General features: G+C 42.3%; 15 protein-coding genes, 7 tRNA genes and 1 pseudogene. 16 read left to right on the forward strand and 7 right to left on the reverse strand.

Annotation, left to right across the window (positions count from 1 at the left end; genetic code table 11):
* Window positions 1–14 precede the first annotated feature (14 nt).
* From PR699_RS08120 to nagE, 4 genes and pseudogenes are all read right to left on the reverse strand, one after another.
* Window positions 15–2,372: a type VI secretion system Vgr family protein gene (locus PR699_RS08120; protein WP_014657739.1), complete on the reverse strand. Its 2,358-nt coding sequence runs from the start codon at window positions 2,370–2,372 to the stop codon at window positions 15–17.
* A 50-nt stretch (window positions 2,373–2,422) separates the two neighbouring features.
* Window positions 2,423–3,076 (reverse strand): type VI secretion system protein TssL, short form, encoded by a 654-nt coding sequence (gene tssL / locus PR699_RS08125; RefSeq protein WP_014657738.1) that lies wholly within the window; start codon window positions 3,074–3,076, stop codon window positions 2,423–2,425.
* A pseudogene (gene tssK / locus PR699_RS08130) lies at window positions 3,073–4,421 on the reverse strand (type VI secretion system baseplate subunit TssK). The gene tssL and the pseudogene tssK overlap by 4 nt, the downstream one beginning before the upstream one ends.
* Before the next feature lie 1,041 nt (window positions 4,422–5,462).
* Window positions 5,463–7,490 (reverse strand): N-acetylglucosamine-specific PTS transporter subunit IIBC, encoded by a 2,028-nt coding sequence (nagE, locus tag PR699_RS08135; RefSeq protein ID WP_014657737.1) that lies wholly within the window; start codon window positions 7,488–7,490, stop codon window positions 5,463–5,465.
* Between the two features lie 458 nt (window positions 7,491–7,948).
* Between nagE and nagB the strand changes: the two genes are divergently transcribed.
* The 10 genes from nagB to PR699_RS08185 all read left to right on the forward strand — a co-directional run bounded on the left by nagB (window position 7,949) and on the right by PR699_RS08185 (window position 12,316).
* A complete protein-coding gene (gene nagB / locus PR699_RS08140; RefSeq protein ID WP_004917685.1) occupies window positions 7,949–8,755 on the forward strand; it encodes a glucosamine-6-phosphate deaminase in 807 nt (268 codons plus the stop codon).
* 77 nt (window positions 8,756–8,832) lie between these two features.
* Entirely contained in the window at window positions 8,833–9,996 is a 1,164-nt protein-coding gene (gene nagA, locus PR699_RS08145) for an N-acetylglucosamine-6-phosphate deacetylase (protein ID WP_014657736.1), read from the forward strand.
* Window positions 9,997–10,007: 11 nt separating this feature from the next.
* Window positions 10,008–11,231 carry an ROK family protein gene (locus PR699_RS08150; RefSeq protein ID WP_004917681.1) on the forward strand — a complete coding sequence of 408 codons (1,224 nt, stop codon included), beginning with the start codon at window positions 10,008–10,010 and terminating at the stop codon, window positions 11,229–11,231.
* 361 nt (window positions 11,232–11,592) lie between these two features.
* Window positions 11,593–11,669: transfer RNA gene (locus tag PR699_RS08155), tRNA-Met, on the forward strand.
* Window positions 11,670–11,674: 5 nt separating this feature from the next.
* Window positions 11,675–11,759 (forward strand) — tRNA-Leu (locus PR699_RS08160).
* A gap of 28 nt (window positions 11,760–11,787) precedes the next feature.
* Window positions 11,788–11,862: transfer RNA gene (locus tag PR699_RS08165), tRNA-Gln, on the forward strand.
* 34 nt (window positions 11,863–11,896) lie between these two features.
* Window positions 11,897–11,971 (forward strand) — tRNA-Gln (locus PR699_RS08170).
* A gap of 71 nt (window positions 11,972–12,042) precedes the next feature.
* A tRNA-Met gene (locus PR699_RS08175) sits at window positions 12,043–12,119 on the forward strand.
* Window positions 12,120–12,125: 6 nt separating this feature from the next.
* Window positions 12,126–12,210: transfer RNA gene (locus tag PR699_RS08180), tRNA-Leu, on the forward strand.
* A 31-nt stretch (window positions 12,211–12,241) separates the two neighbouring features.
* Window positions 12,242–12,316: transfer RNA gene (locus tag PR699_RS08185), tRNA-Gln, on the forward strand.
* Between the two features lie 1,174 nt (window positions 12,317–13,490).
* On the opposite strand, the gene PR699_RS08190 is transcribed toward PR699_RS08185, so the two are convergent.
* A complete protein-coding gene (locus PR699_RS08190) occupies window positions 13,491–14,606 on the reverse strand; it encodes a DUF3829 domain-containing protein (RefSeq protein ID WP_004917671.1) in 1,116 nt (371 codons plus the stop codon).
* 768 nt (window positions 14,607–15,374) lie between these two features.
* On the opposite strand from PR699_RS08190, the gene PR699_RS08195 reads away from it, so the two are divergent.
* The 5 genes from PR699_RS08195 (at window position 15,375) to PR699_RS08215 (ending at window position 23,143) form a co-directional block, all read left to right on the forward strand.
* Complete coding sequence (locus PR699_RS08195; RefSeq protein WP_272572883.1) at window positions 15,375–16,607, forward strand: hypothetical protein; 1,233 nt, start codon at window positions 15,375–15,377, stop codon at window positions 16,605–16,607.
* A 195-nt stretch (window positions 16,608–16,802) separates the two neighbouring features.
* The gene (locus PR699_RS08200; protein WP_004917668.1) at window positions 16,803–17,879 is read left to right on the forward strand and encodes a lysophospholipid acyltransferase family protein; all 1,077 of its coding nucleotides are present in this window, start codon (window positions 16,803–16,805) and stop codon (window positions 17,877–17,879) included.
* A complete protein-coding gene (locus tag PR699_RS08205) occupies window positions 17,873–18,751 on the forward strand; it encodes a phosphatase PAP2 family protein (protein ID WP_272572884.1) in 879 nt (292 codons plus the stop codon). The genes PR699_RS08200 and PR699_RS08205 overlap by 7 nt, the downstream gene beginning before the upstream one ends.
* Window positions 18,735–21,245, forward strand: a complete 2,511-nt coding sequence (locus tag PR699_RS08210; RefSeq protein WP_014657727.1) for a PEP/pyruvate-binding domain-containing protein — start codon at window positions 18,735–18,737, stop codon at window positions 21,243–21,245. The genes PR699_RS08205 and PR699_RS08210 overlap by 17 nt, the downstream gene beginning before the upstream one ends.
* 548 nt (window positions 21,246–21,793) lie before the next feature.
* Window positions 21,794–23,143 carry a dicarboxylate/amino acid:cation symporter gene (locus PR699_RS08215; RefSeq protein ID WP_004917663.1) on the forward strand — a complete coding sequence of 450 codons (1,350 nt, stop codon included), beginning with the start codon at window positions 21,794–21,796 and terminating at the stop codon, window positions 23,141–23,143.
* A gap of 12 nt (window positions 23,144–23,155) precedes the next feature.
* Here PR699_RS08215 and PR699_RS19690 read toward each other — a convergent pair whose 3' ends face one another.
* Together PR699_RS19690 and ubiF are read right to left on the reverse strand one after the other, a co-directional pair.
* Window positions 23,156–23,254 (reverse strand): DUF3289 family protein, encoded by a 99-nt coding sequence (locus PR699_RS19690; protein WP_219996624.1) that lies wholly within the window; start codon window positions 23,252–23,254, stop codon window positions 23,156–23,158.
* 113 nt (window positions 23,255–23,367) lie between these two features.
* The gene (gene ubiF, locus PR699_RS08220; protein ID WP_014657726.1) at window positions 23,368–24,555 is read right to left on the reverse strand and encodes a 3-demethoxyubiquinol 3-hydroxylase; all 1,188 of its coding nucleotides are present in this window, start codon (window positions 24,553–24,555) and stop codon (window positions 23,368–23,370) included.
* Window positions 24,556–24,949: 394 nt separating this feature from the next.
* Here ubiF and miaB point away from each other — a divergent pair, with 394 nt between their 5' ends.
* Window positions 24,950–26,380 carry a tRNA (N6-isopentenyl adenosine(37)-C2)-methylthiotransferase MiaB gene (gene miaB / locus PR699_RS08225; protein WP_004917657.1) on the forward strand — a complete coding sequence of 477 codons (1,431 nt, stop codon included), beginning with the start codon at window positions 24,950–24,952 and terminating at the stop codon, window positions 26,378–26,380.
* The last annotated feature ends 68 nt before the right edge of the window (window positions 26,381–26,448 follow it).

Consider the following 26,448-nt stretch of genomic DNA (forward strand, 5'->3'; position numbering starts at 1 on the left):
TAATATTCCTATCTTTAATCATGCAATGCACGATTAGACACTAACTTCTGTGTTTCAATATCCGTCACATCGAACTGCAACGTTTCGCATGCGATATCGGCCCCCGAGCCTGGCACCACATAATTTGCGGCTTTGATGATGTAATCGCCTGATGAACCATGTTCAACACCTTGTCCGCTCAGTTTTAGGTATGAGCCGCCGCCGTTAAGGGTCAGCGTGTGGGGTGTTGATATCACAATTTCATCTTCGCTGCTGGTGATAGTGATTTGCTGCTGGGCAAATAAATCCATCGTATTATGTTGAGCACTGATTTCGACAGCACCTTGATTCGCTATCACTTTCACTTCGTCTTTGTGTGCAAATAACCCTAAGGCTTTTTCAACAGCGACGGATAAGTTTTGCATCGCGCCCATATCAAGATGTTGCCCTGCGTTAACCATCGTGTTACCTAAACTATTTAATTGAAGGTGTTCACCGGACGTTAATGCAATCCCTTGCGGCGCACTGGCAAGTAACACGGCAGATTGCAACTGCTGTAAGCGAAAGTCTAAGAGCTCAATTTGCGATTGAATATCAGCTGCGAGTGCACCGGCTTTTTCCGCCGTTTGAGACAGCGTTTGCATCTGTTGGTTAGCTTGCTGGATTTGCTGCACGGCTGGAGCCATATCTAATACCTCGCCTTGCGCTTTTAGTTGTTCATCAGCACTGATAAACAAACCTTTTCCTGCTCGAATAGCCCCATGCTCATCCGTCCGCAATTCAAACCCTGCGCCACGCTGTTCTCGTTGTGCGTTAACCAAGTGACCTAGATTGAGTTGAGTTTTGCCATACTCCGTCGCTAACTTGATGTGCTCTTCCTGACGCTTATCTTCCATGCGCAGCTTATTATTGGCAGGCGTACGCAACACATTTCGGGTATGGTTATCTCGTGTCACGTGATCGGGATGTTCAGAGTCATGCTGCGCATAAGCAATATATGGTCGGTCAAGGTCACCACCGTCAAATTGCACCGAAACTTCAGTTCCATCCAGCAGTGGTGCATGCCAACCGTAAGTCTCCCCGGCATAGGGCTTTGCTAAACGTAGCCATAAATAGGCGAAACCGGCCTCAGACGACTCTCTATCAAAATCCAACTTCACACGATAGCGTCCGAATTCATCGAGCCACGCATAGGTATCGCCTTTTTCACTGCTTTCCACTCGTGCGGGCAACGTACCGGCAATGATAGGTCGAGGGAGTAAAGGGGGTCTGAAACAGAAGGTTTCACGGTAGAGTTGCCCGGTAAATTGCACCTGAAGGCTAGAATCCCGAGCGCCACGATGGTGAACATGGGTGATTAACACACCGCCTTTCGCCAGCTGAGGAAAACCTCCACTCATTTCTAAGACTTGCCCTGGACCCAGTATCGGGCAGGTCGATTGCCCAGATACCAAAGATTGGCTATTGAGTAGGCGTTCATGGCGTAGCTGGGCAAAAAAGGCCCCACTCTCTGGGGTATCAATATCACCGACATTCAAGAAAGGTTCCGCGTAGTGGTACACTTCCCCTGTAGTGACTCCTTCAAACCCTGAAATCGCTTCGGTACTGTCCTGTGGTGTTAATGCCTGACGGTAGTTATAATCACGGGTTGCGACGCCCTTACTGACCACCTGATGCGAAATTTGCAATCCCCACACACTATCTTGACCACTGTCACTCATGCCAGACTCATGGCGATAAGGAAGTGAGACCCCAAACTGATAGTGCTCTTGTGCGTCATGGAATATCACTTTATCCAACTCTAATTGAGTGTCCATTTCCATTCGCCAATAGATACCAATTTCGGCGAGAAGCCGTTGAATAAAGGCTAAATCCGTTTCCCGCCACTGCGTAATCAGTTCTCTAACTGGATATTCACGAGAAAGCTGAAACTCAAAGTCGGCCCCTTCCAAACCATGACGGCGCAGTACCTTTTCAACCACTTCTGTCACCGATTGATTTAAATACACTTCACTGCGTTTGGTGTACTGAAGTAAGGCAACACGCGGAACTAATATCAAGCTGTACCAAGTTTCATCCGCAGACGTTTTCAAGTGTTTGAATTCACAGATAACTCCATACACCGTTCGTATCGATTGATTAGGAAAACCGGGCAATAATGGCGTTTGATAGGTAAATGTTCCCGACTTCAGTAGCATCTGCTCGGGAGTGATATGCGCATTTATACACGTTAATGTCACTTCATATCGCCAAGGTTGGCTGAGGGCCTCTTCAGACTCAAAGCTGAGTACATCTAAGAAATCAGGACAGTCTTGAACCGTTAAGTGATAACGGGCATGAGAAACTGCGTTCTTCACAGTTTGTGTTAATGCATTGATGACTGAATTAGGCATATTCTATTCCCTCAGAAATGGATAAGAAGTGAAATCGATGGACGAAGCGGTTACATCACAGAAAGCAATTGATTGAGCCATGTTTGACCGCCCCAAGTGATGACGGCAATACCAATAAGCAACAACGCGCTCCAAAACCCGAAAGAGCGTATTAATTTCAGGCTGGATTTTTGCTGATGTTGGATAACTAATGGCAAAGTAGACTCCGGCGGTGAAATCTGTGCAAAGAGTTTATCCATCAATACTTTCTGCTCGGAACTTAGCGTTTCAGTTGTTGCCTCATGGGCGCTAAAACCGAGCATCAAGACGCGGTGAAAACAGGTTAATACGGTATCGTCCGGTTGAGACTGTCCCAACACTGACCGGATACGATCCCATAACGCTTCCCCTGCATCCAGCGATGAAAAATAGCGCGTTTGCAAGGGCGCAACTCGCCAAGCGTAGAATGCTTCCCCCTCTTCATCACCTTGAGCCAATAGTTCCATCGCCGTTTTATCCAATAATGCACATTGCGCGTAAATAATGTGTTCAACATCTTCGGGAGCCAACTTTGTTTGTCCCAATGCACTTTTTACGACCTCAATTTGTTGACAACACGTATCGTAAAGGGACTCTGAATCGTGGTCATACCGACCGTATTTTAGCTGGGTCACCATCAGCCAGGTTTTTGCCATGAGTTTATCGATATCAATGTATTGGCTCATGAGCGTAATACCGCAAACAGTTCTAACTCTAAGAAACCAAATAAAGATGGCACATACAGCATACAGACGCCTTCTTCCAACATTTCACGCATCTCCGGCGCCTCCATATCCAGCGCAAAGTATTGGTTTTCCATGCGCACAGGCAGTGCCGCAGGCACGCGATCAACTGGGGTGAGTGGGATACCATTTAAGGCTTTGCTGTAAAGTGTGTTAACAGTATCGGGCGCACCAATTTTGCATAGCGTTGGGAATTTTTCGGCAATTTCCCACGCCGTTTTATCTGAACGGACAGACAGGTAAAAGTCCGCTTCCTCTCTGAGTCGGAGGTCATGCAATGAAGCTCGCCAAGTTTGTGGATCTGGGCGCGTCATTTCAAGTGCAATCACACGAGACGGCAAGCTGGTTTCTAACAAGGTGCTCAGCAAGTCAAACAACGGTGGAAACGTATTTTCGAGGTCGTCATGGACATAGGCAGGAATGGTCGCGAGATCATGCTCTAACGAAAAGGTTAATAAACTCCCCGCCAGACGCGTCAACTCAGCCCAAATGATTTCAGGGTGGCGCTGTGGGTAGCGTTCATAACTCATGAGGACATTAGCATGGGAGTTTAAGGCGTTTAACAACCAAAATAAGGAAACATCGGCGACGGCAAAATCAGCTAAACGTTCATTGCTCTCACGGCGCATGGACATCAGTCGTTGGCAACGGGAGCGTATTTGGCGATTCAGCAACGCTAACCGTTCCTGTAATTCTCGGCTTGCTGAAAATTGCGTCATGGAGGGGAATAAATGTTCTATCTATTGCCCAGCCACCTTGACCATCACGAGTTAGGCGTGCAATAGGACTCGTTTGCCACGCATCATTATTTTCATGCTGAAAACGGACAGCAATATTAAAACGGGCAACTGCCATGGATTCATCATCCTAACCAAACACATCCGGCACATTCACCCACTCTTCCTGATAACGAAGGGAACGTTCAGAAAAGCCCCCTTTTTTCTGAACATTGATGATCCCTTGTTGAAGGAGTGGCAAGGCCAGCACCAGCACAATGCTGTCAGTTTGAGATAACGCGGTGGAATTTAACTCTCGGGGCTCTGGAGTGATATCACTGACTTGGGTATCTATTAACGCCCCATCCGGCAACCATGCCCTTAGTTGATGAACTTGTAAACGACCGGACGACAAAAATGACTCATCCAGTTCAACTTTTCACTCCCCAGTTAAAGGGAGAGAATAAACCGGAAACACCTTGGTTAGTGAAAGCCTCCCATTGCGCTTGCTGTTGAAATTGTTGCGGAGAGAGCAATGCGCCTTCATTCCATAATGGGCGGTAAATTTTCATTCGATGAGCCTTTTATTTAAGCAAAGGCAATTGGCATTATGATTCATTTTCCCGAAACAATTCGGCGGCGAGGTGATGTATTCACTCAAATTTGGAAAGTAAAGCATTTCTGATGTTTTGATACGCTACCGCCCTTAGCCGTCACCCAAGGCTCATAAGGTTAAAATACGCTAATACTGTCCTGACAAATCAATCCAAATTAATAAAAAATGGCACTTAAAAATAACCCGTGGCCCATCAAATGATGAATGCAATTGATGGACCGCTTGAATCTAAACGTCCATATCCTAAATATAGTGCTCAAATTATAGGAATTAAGGATTAAGTCAGCAATTATTTTCATCAATTTCTCTTATGTAGTCACAAATACGCATAATGAGCATTATTCACTAGCCGAATTAGACATAAAATATATTGTAAGGTAACAGAATGAAATAATTTGGAGTGAAGACGGACTTAAGAAGCCATGTTGGCGCATTCAAGGCTGTGTTGTATGTTATCAATTAGAAAGGTAACATAAGGAAATTTAATGGTTGATACCTATTTTATATGTGAAAAATGTTTCTTTCCGGTTTGTCACTGCGATGCTGACTGTCATGAGTAGTCTCATTGTCACGTGAAGAGCATAAGAATAGTTGGGATATTATTCTTATGCCAAATCAAGCCGCCAATTTGCAGTATGGTTTCGGCTATACTTTATTGTTATAGATAAATTAGTTTTTAATTATCCATAACTTAGTGATTTTATCTTGAATTAATGACCATAAGGCCACTTTGCGATGATGTTTTGCATGGAGCATTGAAAAATAGCTCAATGCTTCTGTTATCGATTCTTCTGTGTTTATTGCGATACTGTAATCAAAACTTTTCTTTAAATCCGAAATCGCATACGCATAATAGCGACTTTGCGCGGTGAGTATCGCCCCTTCAGTAAGACAACGACGAAGTATAATGGCAACCCTTATATAGCCCTGAGTATATAAATAAAAAAGGGAGACTTACGCCTCCCTTTGACTCTGTCAATAACTGATTAGCAAACCACTATTTTAGCACGTTGTAGATCACGGTTTCACCCGCGGTCACATTTCCGTTAGCTAAAATTTCAACACCAGCAAAATCATCGATATTGCTGATAATAACAGGGCTGATCATCGATTTAGCGTTAGCTTCTAGGAAAGCGATATCCAACTTCAGAATCGGTGTACCGGCTTTCACTTCACTGCCTTCTTCCACTAAACGCGCACAACCTTCACCTTTTAGAGCGACAGTATCGATACCCATGTGAACAATTAACTCAACACCATTTTCTGTTTCTAAACAGAACGCATGATTAGTTTCGAAAATTTTCACGACGGTTCCTGATGCTGGTGCAAGCACCTCATCACTGGTTGGTTTAATGGCAATACCATCGCCAACGATACGACTAGAAAAAGCTTCATCTGGCACATCATCAAGGGAGTACACTTCACCACTGACAGGTGCTACCAGTGAAAGAATTGTTTCACCTTTTGTTTTCACAGGCTCGGCTATCTTGGCTTTTTCAGTTTCTGTTGCTGAAGCAGAAGCTGCAATTGGGCCTTTCGCAATCACTTCTTTCATCGCCGATGCGACCAGTTCAGCACGTGTACCTACAATGACTTGCACGCTTTGTTTATTCAAACGAATAACCCCTGAGGCACCAAGGCGTTTAGCCATCGCATCATTAACAATACTGGAATCTTTCACATTCAAGCGAAGACGAGTAATACATGCGTCGATACCTGTAATATTGTCACTTCCGCCGACAGCTGCGACATATTGACGGGCTTCTTTCTGAATATCACTATCTGTGCTATCAGCTGAGCTCAAGTTTTCATCATAACCGTCAATTGTTTCATCACCTGCACTCACTTCGCGACCTGGCGTTAACAGTTTGAACTTGGTGATCATAAAACGGAAAACAACATAGTAAATACAGAAGAAAACGAGACCTTGAACAATCAACATCCACCATTGCAGCGCAAGAGGGTTACGTGATTGCAGTAACATATCCACTAAACCTGCACTAAAGCCGAATCCTGAGATCCACTCCATTGTGGCAGAGATATAGATAGAAATACCGGTTAATAAGGCGTGGATCACATACAGTACAGGCGCCACAAACATGAATGAGAATTCAAGTGGCTCTGTAATACCTGTAAAGAAGGCAGCAAAAGCACCCGCAAGCATAATACCTGCAACTTTGGCTTTATTTTCAGGACGAGCGCAATGGTAGATAGCCAAAGCAGCGCCTGGTAGACCAAACATCATAATAGGGAAGAAACCAGCTTGATAACGTCCTGTGATGCCTGGCGTCGCTAAACCTTCTTCAATTGACTTCGCGCCACCGAGGAAGTTAGGAATATCGTTAATACCTGCAACGTCAAACCAGAATACAGAGTTCAAGGCATGGTGCAGACCAACTGGGATTAATAAACGGTTAAAGAAGGCATAGATACCTGCGCCCACTGAACCTAAATCTTTGATACTTTCACCGAATGAGACTAATGCATTATAAACGACTGGCCATACGTACATTAGAATGAAAGCAAGGATAATCATTAAGAAAGAAGTCAGGATTGGAACCAGACGACGTCCACTAAAGAATGATAACGCTTTAGGTAATTCCACCCCGCTATAACGGTTATACAGCTCAGCCGAGAGCACACCGACCAGAATACCCACAAACTGGTTATTAATCTTATTGAAGGCAGCAGGAACGTTTTCAAGCGGAACATTCATAATCATGGAGTAAGAAGCTGGTGAACACAGCGTTGTCACCACTAAGAACCCCACAAACCCTGTCAGCGCCGCTGCACCATCTTTATCTTTCGACATACCATAGGCAATACCAATGGCAAACAGCACAGACATATTATCAATAATAGCTGCGCCTGATTTAATAAGTAACGCTGCGATTGCACTATTGGCGCCCCACCCATCTGGGTCAATCCAATATCCAATCCCCATAAGGATTGCGGCGGCTGGCAGTACAGCCACAGGCACCATCAATGCCCTGCCGATCCGCTGTAAGTAGCTAAGAATATTCACGAACTCCCCCTTTAAAGCCCTATTATTGCCCCATTCACAGGATCTTATTGTTCATACACCATAATAATAATTTAGGTGTCTGAGTGTAGCAATTTCATAGTCTAGATGAATTTTTTCGCGATACAAAATAAATAGGTTCGATTTGTGATAAATGTCAATGATAATTTTCATTATCCACCTAAATTAGTGGCTATTATTGAAAACTTATTTTATGATTAAAAATAACTTATCTACTGGATTTAGCTGTATAGCTAATAGAGAATCGATACTCCCTGAAATTTCCTATAGTTAGTTAATAAAAAGTCAGGGGCATAGCAACTCAAAATAGCAAAGTTACATGCTGGCGATTGAGTACAATCGCTGATTTGCAACAAATGTCATGTAACTTAAGCCATAAAGAGTATGGCGATCTTTCAGATTTCATAGAATTAACAGACTGTTACTAGAGGTAAAGTATCATGAGGCTTCTCCCACTAAAAACTGCTCACGACGTTGGGATTTGGTCTGCACAATATATTGCAGATAAAATCAACGCTTTTAACCCAACAGCCGAGCGCCCTTTTGTTTTAGGTTTGCCGACCGGTGGAACTCCGCTTGCGACATACAAAGCGCTTATCGCGTTGTATCAAGCAGGCAAAGTGAGCTTTAAACATGTTGTAACGTTCAACATGGACGAATATGTGGGTATCCCAGAAGATCATCCGCAAAGTTACCATACTTTTATGCATGAAAACTTCTTTAACCATATTGATATTCAAAAAGAAAATATCAATTTGCTAAATGGTAACGCATCGGATGTGGATGCTGAATGCCAACGCTACGAAGATAAAATTAAGTCTTATGGCAAAATTAATCTATTTATGGGTGGTGTCGGTAATGATGGTCATATTGCCTTTAATGAACCCGGCTCATCATTACGCTCTCGTACTCGTATCAAAACATTAACCCCCGAGACGCGCATCGCTAACTCACGTTTCTTTGATAATGATGTCAATCAAGTACCGAAGTTTGCCCTTACTGTAGGTGTCGCAACATTAATGGATGCGGAAGAGCTGATGGTATTGGCAACGGGCGCCAACAAAGCCAACGCCGTTCAAGCTGCGGTTGAAGGTTCAGTTAATCATTTATGGACTATCAGTTGTGTGCAAATGCACCAAAAAGCATTGATCGTCTGTGATGAACCCGCAACGCTTGAGCTAAAAGTAAAAACACTCAAATATTTTACGCAGCTAGAATCTGACATTATCGAAAAATTTAACTCATAATCATTCGATCACCCGACCTGTGGAAGCAGGTCGGTGACCCGATGTTTTATCTCTCCAGAAGTCAGGAGCCAAATACCATGTACGCATTAACCCATTGTATTATTTATACAGGTCATGAAAGATTAGATAACCATGCTGTCATCATAGATGGTGCTCTTATTAAAGATATCTGCCCATTAGATGAACTTCCCTCTGATATCGAGCAGCACGATTTACAAGGTGCTATTCTTTCTCCCGGCTTTATTGATTTACAAGTCAATGGCTGTGGTGGCGTCCAATTCAATGATAACAAAGAAAATGTGACATTGAAGCATCTGGAGATAATGCAAAAAGCCAATGAGCGTTCTGGGTGCACAAGTTTTCTACCAACCTTAATTACCTGTTCCGATGAACTGATGAAGCATGGGGTAGAAGTGATGATGGAGTACTTAAAAACACATCGTCATCAAGCGCTCGGCCTACACTTAGAAGGCCCTTACATCAACATCGTGAAAAAAGGCACGCATAATCCTGAATTCATTCGTCAGCCTTCTGCGCAAATGATTGATTATTTAGCCGCTCATGCAGATGCGATTACCAAGGTCACCTTAGCACCGGAAATCGTGGGTGAGTCTTATATTCGCCAATTGACCAATGCTGGCATTATCGTTTCTGCGGGCCATTCAAATTCAACTTACGAAGAAGCGCGCCTCGGCTTTAAAGCGGGTATCCGTTTCTCAACCCATCTCTTTAATGCCATGCCATATATTTCAGGTCGCGGACCTGGTTTAGTAGGGGCAATTTATGATACTCCAGAAGTGTACGCTGGCATTATCGCAGATGGTCTTCATGTACAATGGGCAAATATTCGTAACAGTAAACGGTTGAAAGGTGATAAATTAGTTTTAGTTACGGACGCTACCGCGCCTGCTGGTATTGATCCTCAAACTGGTGAAATGGATCATTTTATCTTTGCAGGCAAAACCATATACTACCGGAATGGATTATGTGTTGATGAGAACGGAACCCTCAGTGGATCGTCACTAACCATGATTGAAGCAGTTAAAAATACGGTAGAACATGTCGGTATCGCATTAGATGAAACATTAAGAATGGCAACACTTTACCCCGCTAGAGCGATTGGCGTCGAATCCCACTTAGGGTCTATCGCGCCGGGTAAAGTTGCGAACTTAACTGCGTTTAACCACGACTTCCAAATCCTTTCAACCTATGTCAACGGAGAGGAAGTCTACAAAAAATGAGTATATAGCTGATGAACCATAGTCACTCGCTAAAGCAAATTGGTAATATTGATCTGGTAAAACAACTCAACGGTGCCGTGGTATATAGCCTCATTGACCAACATGGTCCTATATCTCGCATCCAAATTGCAGAGCAGAGCCAACTTGCCCCCGCAAGTGTCACTAAAATTACTCGTCAGCTACTCGAGCGCGGCCTCATTAAAGAAGTCGACCAGCAAGCCTCTACAGGGGGGCGACGTGCCATATCTATCGTATCAGAGCATAAAAACTTTCATACGATAGGTGTGCGCTTAGGTCGTTATGATGCCACTATCGCCCTTTATGATTTAAGCGGCAAGCTACTTGTCGATGCCCACTATCCAATCTCAGCGCCTTCTCAGCAAGCGGTAGAGCAAAAACTGATTGAAGCGATAGAAGACTTTATTGCGCTCAATCAACGCCGTCTTAAAGAGCTTATAGCCATCTCAGTCATTTTACCCGGCCTTGTTAGCCCACACAGCGGCATTGTTCACTATATGCCACACATTAAAGTGGATAACTGGCACCTTATTGATAATTTGCAGGCTCATTTCAAAATTACCTGCTATGTTGGGCACGACATCCGTAGCCTTGCCTTAGCAGAAAGCTACTTTGGAGCCACAAAAGATTGCAAAGATTCACTACTTGTTCGGATCCACCGCGGTGCAGGTGCCGGACTGGTCATTGATAATGAAATCTTACTAAATCACCGTGGTAACCTCGGTGAAATCGGTCATATCCAAGTGGACCCTCTAGGTGATTTGTGCCATTGCGGTAATTTTGGTTGCCTCGAAACTATCGCCTCAAATCAAGCTATTGAAAACCGTGTTCAACAGCGCCTAGAACAAGGTTTTACTAGCTCACTCACACTAGAACGTTGCTCTATACAGCATATCTGCCAAGCTGCAAATAAAAATGACCCTCTGGCGACAGAGGTGATACAGCATGTCGGCCGCCAAATCGGTAAAGCCATTGCTATCGCAATCAACCTGTTTAACCCTGAAAAGGTGGTTATTGCAGGTGATATTACGGAAGCCGAGCAAGTCTTACTGCCAGCTATCCAAAGTTGTATCGATACCCAAACACTCAAAGAGTTCCGTGAAAACTTACCGGTAGTTACCTCACAATTAGTGCATACCTCAGCAATCGGCGCCTTCGCCTTAACAAAACGCGCTATGCTCAATGGGGAGTTGCTCCAAAAACTCCTTGATAACTGATCTCACAATCCCACCAGCAAAAACCAGAAACTGTTGCTCCATTTCTGGTTTTTGCTCTGGATTAGATTCTTTTCCCTTAACGCCAAAAACAGGCAAATCGTGCGTTGATAGATCTTTTGGATCACCATTTCACTGTTAGTTTGGCATCCCAACATATTAAGATGGATACAATTACTCTCACGTGACATGTCACAGTTTTTTCGATGAATGACTTGTTTTTTGCTGTCTTTATCGACAAAATGATTATTCATCAAACAAACGGACGCATTTTCACAAAAATAGTGAAAAAAGCAGTTGACTGTCTTAGCTGTAATTAGCATAATGCGCCCCGCAACGCCGATGAAGGTAATGCAAAAAAGATGGCTATGTAGCTCAGCTGGTTAGAGCACAACACTCATAATGTTGGGGTCACAGGTTCGAATCCCGTCATAGCCACCATGTTTGCGGGAGTGGCGAAATTGGTAGACGCACCAGATTTAGGTTCTGGCGCCGCGAGGTGTGCGAGTTCAAGTCTCGCCTCCCGCACCATTTCCTTCTCGGTTATTGAATTTAAGATTGGGGTATCGCCAAGCGGTAAGGCACCAGGTTTTGATCCTGGCATTCCCAGGTTCGAATCCTGGTACCCCAGCCATCTTAAATTAACGAATTTAGAAGACATCCTCGGATGGGGTATCGCCAAGCGGTAAGGCACCAGGTTTTGATCCTGGCATTCCCAGGTTCGAATCCTGGTACCCCAGCCATCTTCTCCTCTTCGTAGGTTGTCTTGAATCCCATGCAGTGAAGTTAAAAAAGCAGTTTTACTGTATGACATGGCTATGTAGCTCAGCTGGTTAGAGCACAACACTCATAATGTTGGGGTCACAGGTTCGAATCCCGTCATAGCCACCATGTTTTGCGGGAGTGGCGAAATTGGTAGACGCACCAGATTTAGGTTCTGGCGCCGCAAGGTGTGCGAGTTCAAGTCTCGCCTCCCGCACCATCCCTAACTAGGGATAAAAAATCTGATATATTGGGGTATCGCCAAGCGGTAAGGCACCAGGTTTTGATCCTGGCATTCCCAGGTTCGAATCCTGGTACCCCAGCCATCTCCCCCCTACTCCACTTCAAAGTAAAATTTTCACCTAATATACCTTTGGGCTATCCCTTATACTTTCTCAAAAGAGACAACTTCATTTATCACTCAAGCTCAGTTACAGGTTTGCATCATCTATTTTTCTGAGCCTTAAGTAGACCAATGTACAGCCATTTCAAGATACTATTTTCGTTCCGTATACCCACTTAGTGTTCGTCAGCGGCAAAACGATGAACAGCACCTATCGTATAGATGACCTTGAGATATTTTCAGAGAAACAAAAATCATCAGACAGTGTATCCATTACAGTGTCATCCCTGTAACCAAATCTTATTGCCTGATTTATTCTCCTGTTCATCTAGCTCAATAAACAGGTTTCAAACCTACCATAAACACATCGTAGTGTTTTAAGCGGCATAGTGCTTTGCTTGAGGATAGAGGCTATTTGATGCTTCAAGAAAGCCCATTAGCCCATCGACACGAGCAATAAGGAGATCGCTTACCCCGAGAATTTGCCGTTTAATCACCACAGAAAGCCATAAATTACCACTCCACTTTCATAGAGGTAGAGCTGCTTATCTTTTAAATTTGAAACGAGAGCAGTTTAAGCAGCCTTCTTCACATCGCCGCCGTCTTCTTTCACTTTATATAGGATGGAGCGTATAAAGCGTTTCTTGTGGCTTCTGTTGCCACTGCTTTGGCGCACGCGGATAGTCGCGGCTGAGTCGCTTATTCTTAGAGCAAAAAGATGCTTAATTTTGTTTGATAGCCCTCAGCGCTTATTGGCTAGCTAAGCTAACTAGGGAGCCATTGATTCACCAGACTATTAGGTACAATAGTTTTGACTTACTCTAACGCCTTTTGCTGTATATCAAACACCAGAGAGAAATCATCTAACAGCAAAACCCTGTAGCCATTCCCTTTGGTATGTCAGCATTTTTCGCAGAAAACAAAAATATCTATATTTTATCCGCATACCTATCAGGTAATAACAAGGTAGCATTATTGACACGTTTTAATGAGAAATCATTGACTCATTACAAAATTGTTTCTCCCGTGATATCTCACGACCTTTGATTTATCTTAATAATTTTCCGTTAAGAATTAACACTGATGATATTAATACTTAGTTCGTAGGGCTAGCTCAAAACTGAGTTAGCCCAATTAACATTTCTATTAAAAATTTATTATTTTGTTATTAATGAATTATAATCCTTTATCAAGGATTCATAGTTTATAAAAATCGTATCAATATCATTCGACACATTCTTGCCTTCCTTAGCTTTTTTCTCTAACACTTTTAACTCGATAACAATTTGTTGATATTTTCTTAAATATTCTTTAACTGCATAATCTGAGCTTTTTATGTTTTCTTTATTGAGTAACACTTCATTGCCGAATAATTTTTCTAACTCGACTGACTCAGCTTCAATTTTAGCAATTTCATCAGAAAGTACTTTCAAATCAATTTTCTCTGGCTCCATTGACTCAATAGTATTAGACAGTAGATCCAATGAGTTCATAATTTGAAAACGAATAATTAAGCCTTTTTCCTTCACTAATTTAAGCTCTTCAACATGCATATCTTGATAATAATTTTCATATGCATTTTCTAATTTTTCTTTTTCATCAATAAGTTTGATGTAGGCTTTTTTAGCATCGTCGTATAACACTTGCATTTGCGCATAATCATCTAAACGATATGTTTTTTTGATAATGGCATAATCACCTAATTTTATCATTTTTTCATATAAATCAACATAACTTTTACCATAAGCAATACCTGCAGCGTCTAATTCAGGGATCTCTGGGGAAAGCGTCGCCATATAATCAAATGCTTCTTTGATATTATTTAGTTCTGAATTATTGAAATGCATTGAAAAAGTAATGTCCAATGACAGTAAGCTTCCACTTATTTCTGCCCTATTTTTTAGATCCGTTTTGTTATCAATTGCTTTAAAAGCCGGAAGGTTAAGTGTCATATTTTTATCAGAACTGAATGAATCTAATACACTTTTTGTATTATTTAAAATATTAGGATTTAAACCACCTGATATCACTGATGTTTTTTTCCTTATTATATTGCCAAATTCCTCCTCAATGGCATATGTCCATAAATTACCTTTTTCAATCTTTTGGGCCAATTTAGCTTCATTGAAGTTAGTGTTTTTCTGTTTTGACTCAGATTGTTCTGCTTTATTTTTCTGAGATGGAGTGGTATTTGAGCTTTCATTAGAATCATTACACCCCGTAACTGATATTAATAAAAGGCTTAATATCGAAACTAATATTTTCTTTTTCATAATCCCTCTGCATATTATTAGTTTTTTACTTCCAAGTAATTATCATAGCTCTTTTTTACGAGTAAAAAAACAATGAGCTTAACACTATCCTTCACACTCCTATTTTTTAATAACAAAGAAGATTAACATTTACGGTATTACATTTGACAATATTTCACAGTAATACATTAAAGATAAAAAAGAGCCGATCAGTATTCTCAATTTTTCAGTAACTATTTGAATGGCTTGTGCTGAAAATAAAAGAAGTGTGCTCGTAGTCAATTTTATTCAATATCTTAGTTTGGTGCTTTCTCACTTGTTGAGATTCGAAAGCAGCCTTATGTCACATGAGATCTTTACTCCAACATTCCCCATATGAGCTTCACTAGGCTTGTTGTTCGACGGGTTCCGCAGATAATGTGGCGTCATTGCGTTATTTAATCAATGAAGTCAAAATACTATCCTCTTAAAATACTTTTAGGATTTTACCGAAAATGAAAGATTGTGCCATGCATCATTCCTTTTTAATGTGTTTACTGAAATGACACAAAATATCTATCACACCTGAAAAAAGTATATTATAAAAGATATTTCAAATTGCTCGAACGGTATGCCCGAGCTGCTCTACAACTTCTTAGTGATACCAATCCAGTTTCGCGCATAGGTAAACGAACAAGTAGAAGAGAAAAACGAATATTACAATCTGGAAAAGTGCAATTAACTTTTATTTTACTCTCATTCTAATTAGCACTTTTCTCATTTTCATGTTTTCAATAAGAGATGTGAATTATGCCGTTAAATCGGGCTTATTACGCGATTAAGATAGCAGCCATTGCAAAACAACTGCGTCATGCTGGATTAATTAACCATACACTGAATTTGCCCATTATTTACCTACCAGGTATTTTAGGAAGTCAGTTATGCGATAGGCAGAAAAAAACCTTAATTTGGGGAGACTATCGTAGCTTAATTCGACAGAATCATTATCAATATACGGACTCCGCTGCTCATATTGGTGTCCAACAACTACACAGCTTCTCAGTTATTCCTGGTTTAATCGAGAATTTAATCACCGCACCGTTAAAGCAGCTCTTAGAAAAAGCATTAGGCTATCGCGATGGTATTGACCTATTTTTCCTTGCATATGATTGGCGCACAGATCACCGCCATTTAGCCGCTCAACTTGACGCCAAAATCCATCAAGTAAAACAACGTTATGGGGAGCAGCAAAAAATATTACTGATTGCTCATTCATCATCAAACTGTGCGATCCGCTACTATCTACAACAATCGGCAACACAAAAAAATCGCGACAGCATTGCTAAATGGTATGCTTTTGGTCCTCCTTGGGTTGGAACATTTCAATCTTTAGCCTTGATTCAATCGGGGTATTACCCAGCAGGGAAACTCTTTCATGGGTTTTCTGCTGATGATATTGCCAGTTGCCCTAGTGCCTACCAGCTGCTTCCTAGCTCTCCTCAAGTCATAGATAAAAAAGGTAATCTAGTCGAAGAATTTGATATTTATGATGAAGAATGCTGGAAAAGCTTCTCTCTCGGCCCTTATCGCTCACCCACAGCCAATATCTCTGCCTCCACGGAACACCTACGTGAAGAGCTAGCAAATAACCTAATGAGTGCAAAAGCCTTTAGTCAATGTGTGTCTATACGCCATGCCGCCGAACAGTCAGTTTCTCAAACCTGGTTTTTGAGTGATAACCATCAAACAGTCAAATGCGCCGTCTATGACCAAGGGCAACTATTTTTGAACGCAAAAGCGATACAAAAGCACTACCCTAATTTAGTTGAACAGGCGCTCACCAAAGGCGATGACCACCTTCCGATCGATGGTTTACTTAAAGGATGGGAGCACCCCATTTTATGTGAAACAGAAACACCGCCATTAGGTGAAAATTATGTGTTTATTAATCAAGCTCGTACTCACCGAGGATTAGTTGGACATATTCCTAATTTACGCACGCTCGCTTTTGATATTGCGACATTAAATCAAAAAGCGTGCTGATTAAGATGGCTTTCCGTTCGGACTTATCTCAAATATGTATTAAGTGAGCTCATATATAACTTTATCCGTAGATAAACATACATAATGATAAACAGCTAAACACTTATGATGTCGCAATTTAATGTGACACTGGCAAGATTGATTATTCGAATTTTATGTGTGTTTTTCAGGTATACACAAAGGTAAAAAAGTCTCATGGGTCAAAATAAAGAAGTACCTTTAGTTCTTGCAGGGAAGCCATTGCCCCTTTATTACCGCATAGTTTCATCAACTATTCGTCGCATATACTACCCAAATTGCTCCCTTGTCGGTCATGTGCCACTACAGCAAACTAATAAACCAACTCTCTTTTTGTGTAGTCATCGCAACAGTGCCTTTGATGGCTATTTAACCTTAAAAGTCTCTCCACTGGGGCAAGCACTCGCATCCATCCAACTGCTCAATAGCTTTATCATGCGCCTTTATTTCACGGGTATTCCCGTCGTACGCAAAAAAGATAAAGAACGCTTAGGGATCAGTGCAAGCAGCTTCGAAAACCCGGTTGATGCAGGTGTTGAGCATCTCAAAGCAGGAGGCTCACTGTTTCTCTTCCCAGAGGGAAGTAGTGAATGGGGCCACCGACCATTGCCTTATCAACGTGGTGCAGCACGGATCATTCGCACTTTACTCTCTCAACAGATTGAATTTAATATCGTGCCATTAGGGCTGTTTTATGCCATGCCCGACCGCTTTGCGAGTCATGCCGAAATCTATGTTGGCAAACCAATCCAGATTACTGCCCAAGAAAATGAAGAGTCCGATCGCGAATGGGAAAAACGCATCCATACTCAAATCTCACAATCTCTGGATGATGTTTCCGTTAATTGCCCTGATGAAGAAACCTTTAAACACGCTGAACAGTATGCTAGCCACGCTTTCATGCAAGGCGATTCCTATGCAGAGGCATTTTTACGTTACCAACACAACCCAACACCCCAATTACTTCCCGACGCTCGCCCCTCAACTCACAGTACAACTTGGCGTTGGCTTGGCTTCTTTTTAATGTTTATCTTTATTCCTATTTTACTGGCCTCTCGGTTTGCAGCGACTTATGCCGATGCACGTAACACCATCACTTTTTTTAAAATATTAGGAGGAGGATTAGCCAGTTTAGTTTGGTTACCCTTACTTGCTTGTTTTACCTTCATCTGGCCTACGGTACTTATTCCGAGTTTTATCAGTGCCTTTATTGGTTATAAAATTATTCAATACAAAGGCTCTGCTCCATGCTAAAAACACACTATCTACATTTATTTAATCGGCTATTTTCCATTCAATTATTTATTATCTGGCTTTTAGGGTGCATTGGGGTTTTTGGCTCAGATCTGACAGAGACTCTTTGGCCATCGGTACTCACTGGCGGCATCTTTTGGATCCTATTAGTCGCCTGTAGCAAACTTCCCAAATGGCAATCCCCGCGTTTCTATTGGGTAGGTTTATTACAACTTATCGCTTGCTGGTCCATCTTCCCACTGTTTAAAGCCATTCGAATTCATTTTTATTCATGGAGCGCGGATCATCTCTTATACACCATAGACAGTTATCTTTGGCTTAATAAAAGCCTTCCAGAGCATATGATCGCTCTTCAAGCCCCATGGTTCAGTGAGTTAATTGCTTTTTGTTATTTCAGCTTTTACTTTTTAGTCATTGGTAGTGCTCTATTTTTCTTTTTACAACGCAAAAAAAACACCTCTGAGCATTACTTTTTGGGCTTAATGTTGATGTATTTTTTTGGATTTATTGGCTATTTCATTTTGCCTGCTGTCGGGCCATACGGTGCTTTCCCGACATTATTTACTTACCCTGTCCACAATGGTGCAATAACCCTTTTTCTGACAGATATGGTGGAAAAAGGGATCACTGGAATGGATGTTTTCCCAAGCTTACACACAGGGATCACCCTGTATATCGTTGGTTTTTTATTCAAAATAGGCTACCGAAAAATCGCATGGTGCCTAACCCCTTTAGCAGCAGGTCTCATTGTTGCAACGATTTATCTTCACTACCACTACGGTATCGACGTCATTGTTGGTGCTTTGTTGGCATTACTTGTACTGCATTTCCTATTTAAGAAAAAGAAGGTGGAAAATGGAACTCATCTATAGTCTAAATGATACTCAAGCGGCAGATATTGCTATCAGTGGTGGTAAAGGGGCTAGTTTGGCAAAAACAATCCAAGCCCTCCCTGTTCCTGACGGCTTAATCCTCTCTTGCGAAGCCTACAAGCAATTCATTTCCCCTTTATTTGGACAAATTAGTTCACTCCTTGCTCAACACCCTGACAATGAACAAAATGCCAGCGAATCTATCCGACAACTCATACTCTCGGCGCCATTGCCTGATAGCCTGACCACCCTGTTATCAACCCGCTTACATGATAGTCAATTAACTCATGTTCCTCTGGCTGTGCGCTCTTCAGGGACACTAGAGGATATGCCAGGAGCCGCATTTGCAGGCCAACACGATACTATTTTAGGCGTACGCGATCTCCCGTCGCTTCATGATGCGATCCGCCAATGCTATGCTTCCCTTTGGCATACCCATGTCATGCTTTATCGACAACATTTACAGTTACCCCATCAACATGCCGCGATGGCGGTTGTATTACAGCGTATGGTAGACGTACGTGAAAATGAAGCCGCCGGGGTTGCCTTCTCAATTGATCCTGTACGGGGTAATTTATCATCTGTACTGATTAACGCTGCCTTTGGATTAGGAGAAACCGTTGTTGGTGGTGAAGAGCCTATTGATGAATACCAAGTTGATCGCGATTCCTTGCAAATCGTTCACCAAGAAATCGCCGAGAAGCAGCGTGCAATTGTTATGACTGATAAGGGAACGGACATACTCCCTTTAGTGAGCCCAGCCAAAAATCAAACAACACTAACTTCTGAACAATGCCAAGCAGTCGCCGAGCTCGCCATTCGTGCAGAGCAATATTTTCAGTTCCCTCAAGATATTGAGTGGGCATTTCATGACCAACAATTATGGTTATTACAATCACGTAATGTGACTCAAATTGCCCCAATTTGGACACGCGACGAGTCGGCAGAACGTTTCCCTAATCCAATCACACCTTTGACATGGGATATGTGTGAGGCGGGTTTCCATGCCTCTTTGAACTACAGTTTAAATTTAATGGGGCTACCTTCCTTTAATGGTAAATGGTTCACGATGAAAGATTATTATATTTATGGTAACCAAAACGCCGTTGCGCTTTACCATAACCGTCTTCCTACATCAATGATGAATGATTTACCCACTCTCTTATCTTCATTGCCTGAAATTGCCCGTAAATTTGCATGGGTACAAGAGCTACCTATTACTTGGATGCGAGACCTCGACCGATATTTGATTGGAATTGGCGCCCTTAACCAAGAGCCTCTCCAAGAGAAAAAATTGAGTGAACTGTGGGATTACATACAAAGGATCAATAAATTAGGCTCTGATTACTTTTTACCGAACATTGCGATTTCACTTACTCAACGCTCATTATACACAGCCTTAATCGCCTTACTGAAAATGCTTTATCAAGGGGATGAACAGTTAGCTCATAAGACACTTGATAGTCTAATTGCAATGTCAGAGACCAAAACAGGGCAAGTGAATAACGAATTATGGAGCTTATCACGCCTTGTTCGCCATGATGCGAAATTATTTGCGCTATTAAAAGCTATCGATGCAGATTCAATTATGGATACATTGAAGCAAGCGCATCCCGACTTTTTCACTGAATTTACCGCATTTTTAACTAACCATGGTCATCGTGAAATGGACTTTGATGCCTACCACCCTACATGGCTAGATGCCCCTCATATTGTTCTTACACAAATAAGCGCAATGGCGGATTTAGAAAATGATGGACAAACCAGCGATGCGTTAAGTAAAAAAATTGCTCAGTCAAAAACCGAATTTGAGATCATCTCGCAAACGCCAGAAGAGTTGCGTTATTTTATGCAAGAGTTAATTAGGTTGGCGCGGGTATACACTGCATTAGATGATTTAGAGCATTACCAAACCACTCGCCTGGCTTTACCTATGCGCAGGGGCTTACATGCCCTAGGTGAGCGCTTGGTGATCCGCGGTGTCATTGATCAAGCCTCGGATATCTATTTTGCGAAAGAACAGCAGTTAGCAGACGCTATTAACGCTGAAACTACTCAAGCATTTAACGAATTACGCCAACATATAAGCAGCAACAAAGCAGGCTATGAACAGGCTAGAAGTACAACACCGCAATGGGTTTATGGCGAAATATCAGAAGAAACCGAAGACGATGGGTCATCCCTAAAAGGGTTAGCTGGCAGCGCTGGCACCGTTGAAGGTGAAGTCTTTTTAGTTCATGGGCCTGAAGATTTTGCCCAATTCCCTCAAGGCGCGATTTTGGTTGCTCGTACCACTAATCCTGCATGGACAGCACTTTTTTATCGAGCAAGTGGCGTTATCACCGAAAGTGGTGGCCCGCTTTCTCACGGCGCAGTAACCGCTCGCGAATTAGGATTACCGGCGGTTATGGGTATCCGTCGTGTGATGAATACGCTTAAAAATGGTCAGCGTGTTAAAGTCGACGGTCAAAAAGGTATTGTTGAGCTGCTATAATCACGTATTCAATTCACTGGATAAGCTATGTTTATGATGACCTTATAGACGATGGCTTTATTCAGTGAATTGAACTTTTTGTTATAACTAATAACTATAAAGAATAACGAGCCGAATGGCCTAAATGGATATCTTTTCTCTTTTCCGCTTATCAGTACAGAAAAGTATCTCAAGATTAGGCTACGCCTGCTCTGGACGCTTGCTACTCCCTGTTTGACCTCTTTGTATCATCTCATCTTACTTCTCTATTTTTGACTTTCGAATAGTTATCTACACTTATCATTTAGCTTCGAAAAGTAACACTTAGTTAATTTTATTTACCTTTAGATAACTTCATTATCGAATATGTGACTTTAATCATTTTATCGTAACTAATAATAGTGATAATCTCCGCGTGAATTTTGGTTAGACTCGGTTAATGGCGTCAGGAGCACTCTGCCTTCTGCCATGACTCAAATTTCATCCAACCTATCATTCCCAAAATAAAAACGTTCTCAAATCCTAATAATTATAATTTGCAGTGATGCAATATTTTACAGAGAAGATTTATGCAAAACATTATAAAACAACCACTCTATAAGATCCTTTATGTCCAAGTTATTGTTGCCATTTTATTTGGTATCGCACTTGGTCACTTTTTCCCTGATATTGGAGAATCCTTAAAACCACTCGGTGATGCTTTCATTAAAATTGTTAAGATGATCATCGCACCTGTTATTTTCTTAACCGTTGTTACTGGTATAGCCGGTATGAGCAATATGAAGGCGGTTGGTAGCGTTGCAGGGAAAGCGATGCTTTATTTCATCACTTTCTCAACCATCGCACTGATTATCGGCCTAATTGTCGCGAATATCATTCGTCCCGGTGCGGGGCTTAACATTGACCCAGCAACACTCGATAGCAGTAAAGTGGCAGGATATGTAGAAAAAGCCCATGAATCCTCTATTGTTGGCTTTTTAATGAATATCATTCCTGATACCGTTATTAGCCCGCTCGTTAACGGTAATATTCTGCAAGTACTGTTTATTGCCGTCATTTTTGGTTTGGCTCTTGCTGCAACGGGTAAGCATGGCGAGCCTATCGTTAAATTACTGCAAAACTTCTCAGAGCCTGTCTTTAAGATGGTTGCCATGCTGATGAAACTTGCTCCTATTGGTGCATTCGGAGCTATGGCATTTACTATAGGTAAGTACGGTATTTCTTCAATCGGCAACTTAATGATGCTGATTATGACCTTCTATATCACATCATTACTGTTCGTTCTGATAGTGCTTGGTGCTGTCGCTAAATATAATGGCTTTTCGATCATTCAACTGATCAAATACATTAAAGATGAACTATGGCTAGTATTAGGTACCTCATCGTCTGAAGCCGCATTGCCTAGCTTAATGAGAAAAATGGAACATGCTGGATGTGAAAAATCCGTAGTTGGCTTGGTTATCCCAACAGGTTACTCATTTAACCTTGATGGAACCAACATCTACATGACCATGGCCGCACTGTTTATTGCTCAAGCGACAAATATTGATCTGACTATTTGGGAACAAATCTCACTGTTACTGGTTGCAATGATCAGTTCTAAAGGCGCAGCAGGTGTGACAGGCGCTGGCTTTATTACCTTGGCAGCGACTCTAATGGTGGTGCCAAGCATTCCTGTTGCAGGCATGGCTTTGATTCTAGGTATCGACCGTTTCATGTCTGAGTGTCGTGCACTAACTAACTTAGTGGGTAATGCTTGTGCTTGTATCGTCGTTGCTCGTTGGGAAAAAGAGTTAGATACTGAAAAATTAGCCAATGCGTTTGCCGCAAAAGGCGAAAGCATTGATTCAATTATTACTGAAGAAAATTTTGATGTTGTAGCTGACCAACCAAAACCGGTGGATATTAGCAAAAAATAAGAAGCGTATTTGTTAACTGCAAATAAGTTGGTTACCGCTCAAGTCATTACAGCGCATATCATCTGCGCTGTAATCATCCATACGACTTTGAGTCGGTGTGTATTTTTTCAATATTAATCATTGCCCAAGTTCTTGCGATTATTGAGGTTCTCGTCAAACTTTCTAATCGCAACTTGGGCATTAATGCAATTTCTATCCGCAACTTAGGTTATTTAGGATGAAATTTATAATCCTAATGCGTATTTTAATGCGATTTTCTTCGCTTCACCGGCACGTTGAGCAGCCATAAGACCAAGGTTTCTTAACATTTTCAAACCGGGTAGCGTTTCACTAAATGCCATATAAAATGCATCCATCCCCGCTTGCATGACTAAGTTATCTGGCAAGCGCCGACGTTGATAGCGTTTTAATACCTCTACGGAAGACCAAGGTTCAAGGTACTCTTTTGCCTGTGTAACCACTTTCAGCAAAACATCAACATCTCGATAGCCTAGGTTAACCCCCTGTCCTGCCAGTGGGTTTATGGTATGTGCGGCGTCGCCAACCAACGCAAGCCCCTCAATCACATAACGATTCGCATGGTGGCGTGTCAACGGAAATGCGCCGGAAGCATATGCGGTGACTTCCCCTAAACGCTCAGGAAAAGCTTCCGTAATCGCCCCAGTCAGTTGCTCCATCGACATTGATTGTAATCGGCGGATTTTGGCTGGGCTGTCATACCACACCAGCGAGGCCCAATGATCATAAAGCGGTAAAAATGCCCGAGGGCCTGACGGGAAAAATTGCTGCCATGTCTTATCTTGCTGCGGCCCTGCTGTTTGGACGGTGATCAACATGCAAGACTGGCGATATTGCCAACCACGGCTGCCAATTCCTGCTAATTTACGTACTTGGGAGTTTGCGCCATCCGCACCGATGACTAATTTCGCTTGTAGCTCACGCCCATCATCCAGAGAGACTACCCACTCTTTTTGGCCTTTAGGTTGATAAAGATACAGTAATTGAGCGGGGCAAATACGTTCAAGATTGGCGTATTTTTCGCACTCCTGCCACAGAGCCAGCTGCAATATTCGGTTTTCTACCATAAAACCAAGTTCAGGCAACCCTAAATCATGGGCGTCAAAAACAACGTTGCTCCCTTCTTCTTCCCATGTTTCAAGTTGTCGATAAGGCGCACTGCGCATTGCTTCAACATGTTGCCAAGCACCTAACTGTTTAAGTAAATCGACAGAGGAACGGCTAATGGCAGAAATACGGACATCAGGAGCACTATTGGCGTCAAAAGCGGTTGGCTCTGCTTTTTCCAGTAATGCAACTCGCATCCCTTCTTGAGCAAACCCAAGAGCCGCGGCGGCACCAGTCATACCCGCACCAACGACGACAACATCATAATATTCTGTTAATTTATTCATTACATTAGCTACTATTAACTATTTGATTTACGTAGTGTACCGAAAAATTGTTACGCTGACAGGGAATATCTCTTTCAGAGACTCTGGTCACTGATGCTGCAAATGAATACAATACAGGTTAATCTTGAAAAAATAGGCGATAACCTGTCTTTGAGACCGCGTATTACATAGCCTTTGGGTACTAACTCAGGCTATTTTGGCATTTTTCATATCATAGAGTGATGTTTATGATCAAAAATGCGTGCGCCTTCCCAAAACGGGACAGGACTTTGGATTTATATCCATTATATTTCGAGCAACTACGCATAAAGGCTCTATGCTCAAAGTATAACGGGTATACAACGCGTTTCGGAGTCCATTATACTAAGCCACTTCGAAAACACCGGATATAGACATGTCGACGAATAAAAAGTTATATATTAAAACATGGGGCTGCCAAATGAATGAGTATGACTCATCAAAAATGGCTTCATTATTAGAAAGCACCCATGGTTATCAGATCACTGAGATTCCAGAAGAAGCAGATTTACTGCTGCTGAACACGTGTTCAATCCGTGAAAAAGCACAGGAAAAAGTTTTCCATCAGCTTGGTCGCTGGAAATCGTTCAAAGATAGCAACCCTGATATCATTATTGGTGTCGGCGGCTGTGTTGCGTCTCAAGAAGGTGATTTTATCCGCCAGCGCGCACCAAGCGTCGATATTGTTTTCGGTCCACAAACGCTACACCGTCTCCCTGAAATGATTAATCAGGTTAAAGGAAGCCGTAGCCCTGTTATCGATATCAGTTTCCCTGAAATTGAGAAATTTGACCGTCTGCCAGAACCACGCGCGGAAGGCCCTACCGCTTTTGTCTCCATCATGGAAGGCTGCAATAAATATTGCACATTCTGCGTTGTTCCTTATACACGCGGTGAAGAAGTTAGCCGTCCTTGTGATGATATCCTGTTTGAAATTGCTCAATTAGCGGCGCAGGGTGTACGTGAAGTAAACCTATTGGGTCAAAACGTTAACGCTTATCGTGGCGCAACATTTGATGGTGAAATCTGTACTTTTGCTGAATTAATTCGTTTGGTTGCCGCGATTGACGGTATCGACAGAATTCGTTTCACGACTAGCCATCCAATTGAATTTACTGATGACATCATTGAAGTCTATGAAGATACGCCTGAGCTAGTTAGCTTCCTACATTTGCCAGTGCAAAGCGGTTCAGATCGTATTTTGACATTAATGAAACGCGCACACACCGCACTTGAATACAAGGCTATCATCCGTAAATTACGTAAAGCACGTCCGGATATTCTCATTAGCTCTGACTTTATTGTTGGCTTCCCTGGTGAAACCAATGATGATTTTGAAAAAACCATGAAACTGATCGCTGATGTGAACTTCGATATGAGCTTTAGCTTTATCTACTCACCACGCCCAGGTACACCAGCCGCTGATCTACCCGATGACGTGAGCGAAGATGAGAAGAAACAGCGTCTCTATCTCCTTCAACAGCGCATAAACCAACAAGCAATGAGCTACAGCCGTGCTATGTTAGGTACGGTACAACGTATTTTAGTCGAAGGCCCTTCACGTAAAAACGTTATGGAGCTTTCAGGTCGTACAGAGAGCAACCGTGTTGTGAACTTTGAAGGTTCACCTGATATGATTGGCAAGTTTGTTGATGTAGAGATCGTTGACGTTTATGCCAATTCACTACGCGGTAAAGTGATCCGCACAGAAGACCAAATGGGCTTGCGCGTTCACGAATCACCCGCTTCTGTCATCGCACGTACTCGTAAAGAAGATGAGCTTGGTGTTGGTAGTTACCAACCCTAACGATAGGATACTCAGTGACCGATAAAAAACCGTTGCAAATCGCAACACAAGAAATCTTTCTAGAGCCC

Origin of the sequence: Providencia sp. PROV268 (assembly GCF_028477805.1) — a bacterium.
Classification (GTDB): Bacteria; Pseudomonadota; Gammaproteobacteria; order Enterobacterales; family Enterobacteriaceae; genus Providencia; species Providencia stuartii.

Coding starts and splice junctions, on each gene's coding strand:
- PR699_RS08120 (WP_014657739.1), bottom strand. CDS start 2,372: ATGCCTAATTCAGTCATCAATGCATTAACACAAACTGTGAAGAACGCA.
- tssL (WP_014657738.1), bottom strand. CDS start 3,076: ATGAGCCAATACATTGATATCGATAAACTCATGGCAAAAACCTGGCTG.
- nagB (WP_004917685.1), top strand. CDS start 7,949: ATGAGGCTTCTCCCACTAAAAACTGCTCACGACGTTGGGATTTGGTCT.
- nagA (WP_014657736.1), top strand. CDS start 8,833: ATGTACGCATTAACCCATTGTATTATTTATACAGGTCATGAAAGATTA.
- PR699_RS08150 (WP_004917681.1), top strand. CDS start 10,008: ATGAACCATAGTCACTCGCTAAAGCAAATTGGTAATATTGATCTGGTA.
- PR699_RS08190 (WP_004917671.1), bottom strand. CDS start 14,606: ATGAAAAAGAAAATATTAGTTTCGATATTAAGCCTTTTATTAATATCA.
- PR699_RS08195 (WP_272572883.1), top strand. CDS start 15,375: ATGCCGTTAAATCGGGCTTATTACGCGATTAAGATAGCAGCCATTGCA.
- PR699_RS08200 (WP_004917668.1), top strand. CDS start 16,803: ATGGGTCAAAATAAAGAAGTACCTTTAGTTCTTGCAGGGAAGCCATTG.
- PR699_RS08205 (WP_272572884.1), top strand. CDS start 17,873: ATGCTAAAAACACACTATCTACATTTATTTAATCGGCTATTTTCCATT.
- PR699_RS08210 (WP_014657727.1), top strand. CDS start 18,735: ATGGAACTCATCTATAGTCTAAATGATACTCAAGCGGCAGATATTGCT.
- PR699_RS08215 (WP_004917663.1), top strand. CDS start 21,794: ATGCAAAACATTATAAAACAACCACTCTATAAGATCCTTTATGTCCAA.
- ubiF (WP_014657726.1), bottom strand. CDS start 24,555: ATGAATAAATTAACAGAATATTATGATGTTGTCGTCGTTGGTGCGGGT.
- miaB (WP_004917657.1), top strand. CDS start 24,950: ATGTCGACGAATAAAAAGTTATATATTAAAACATGGGGCTGCCAAATG.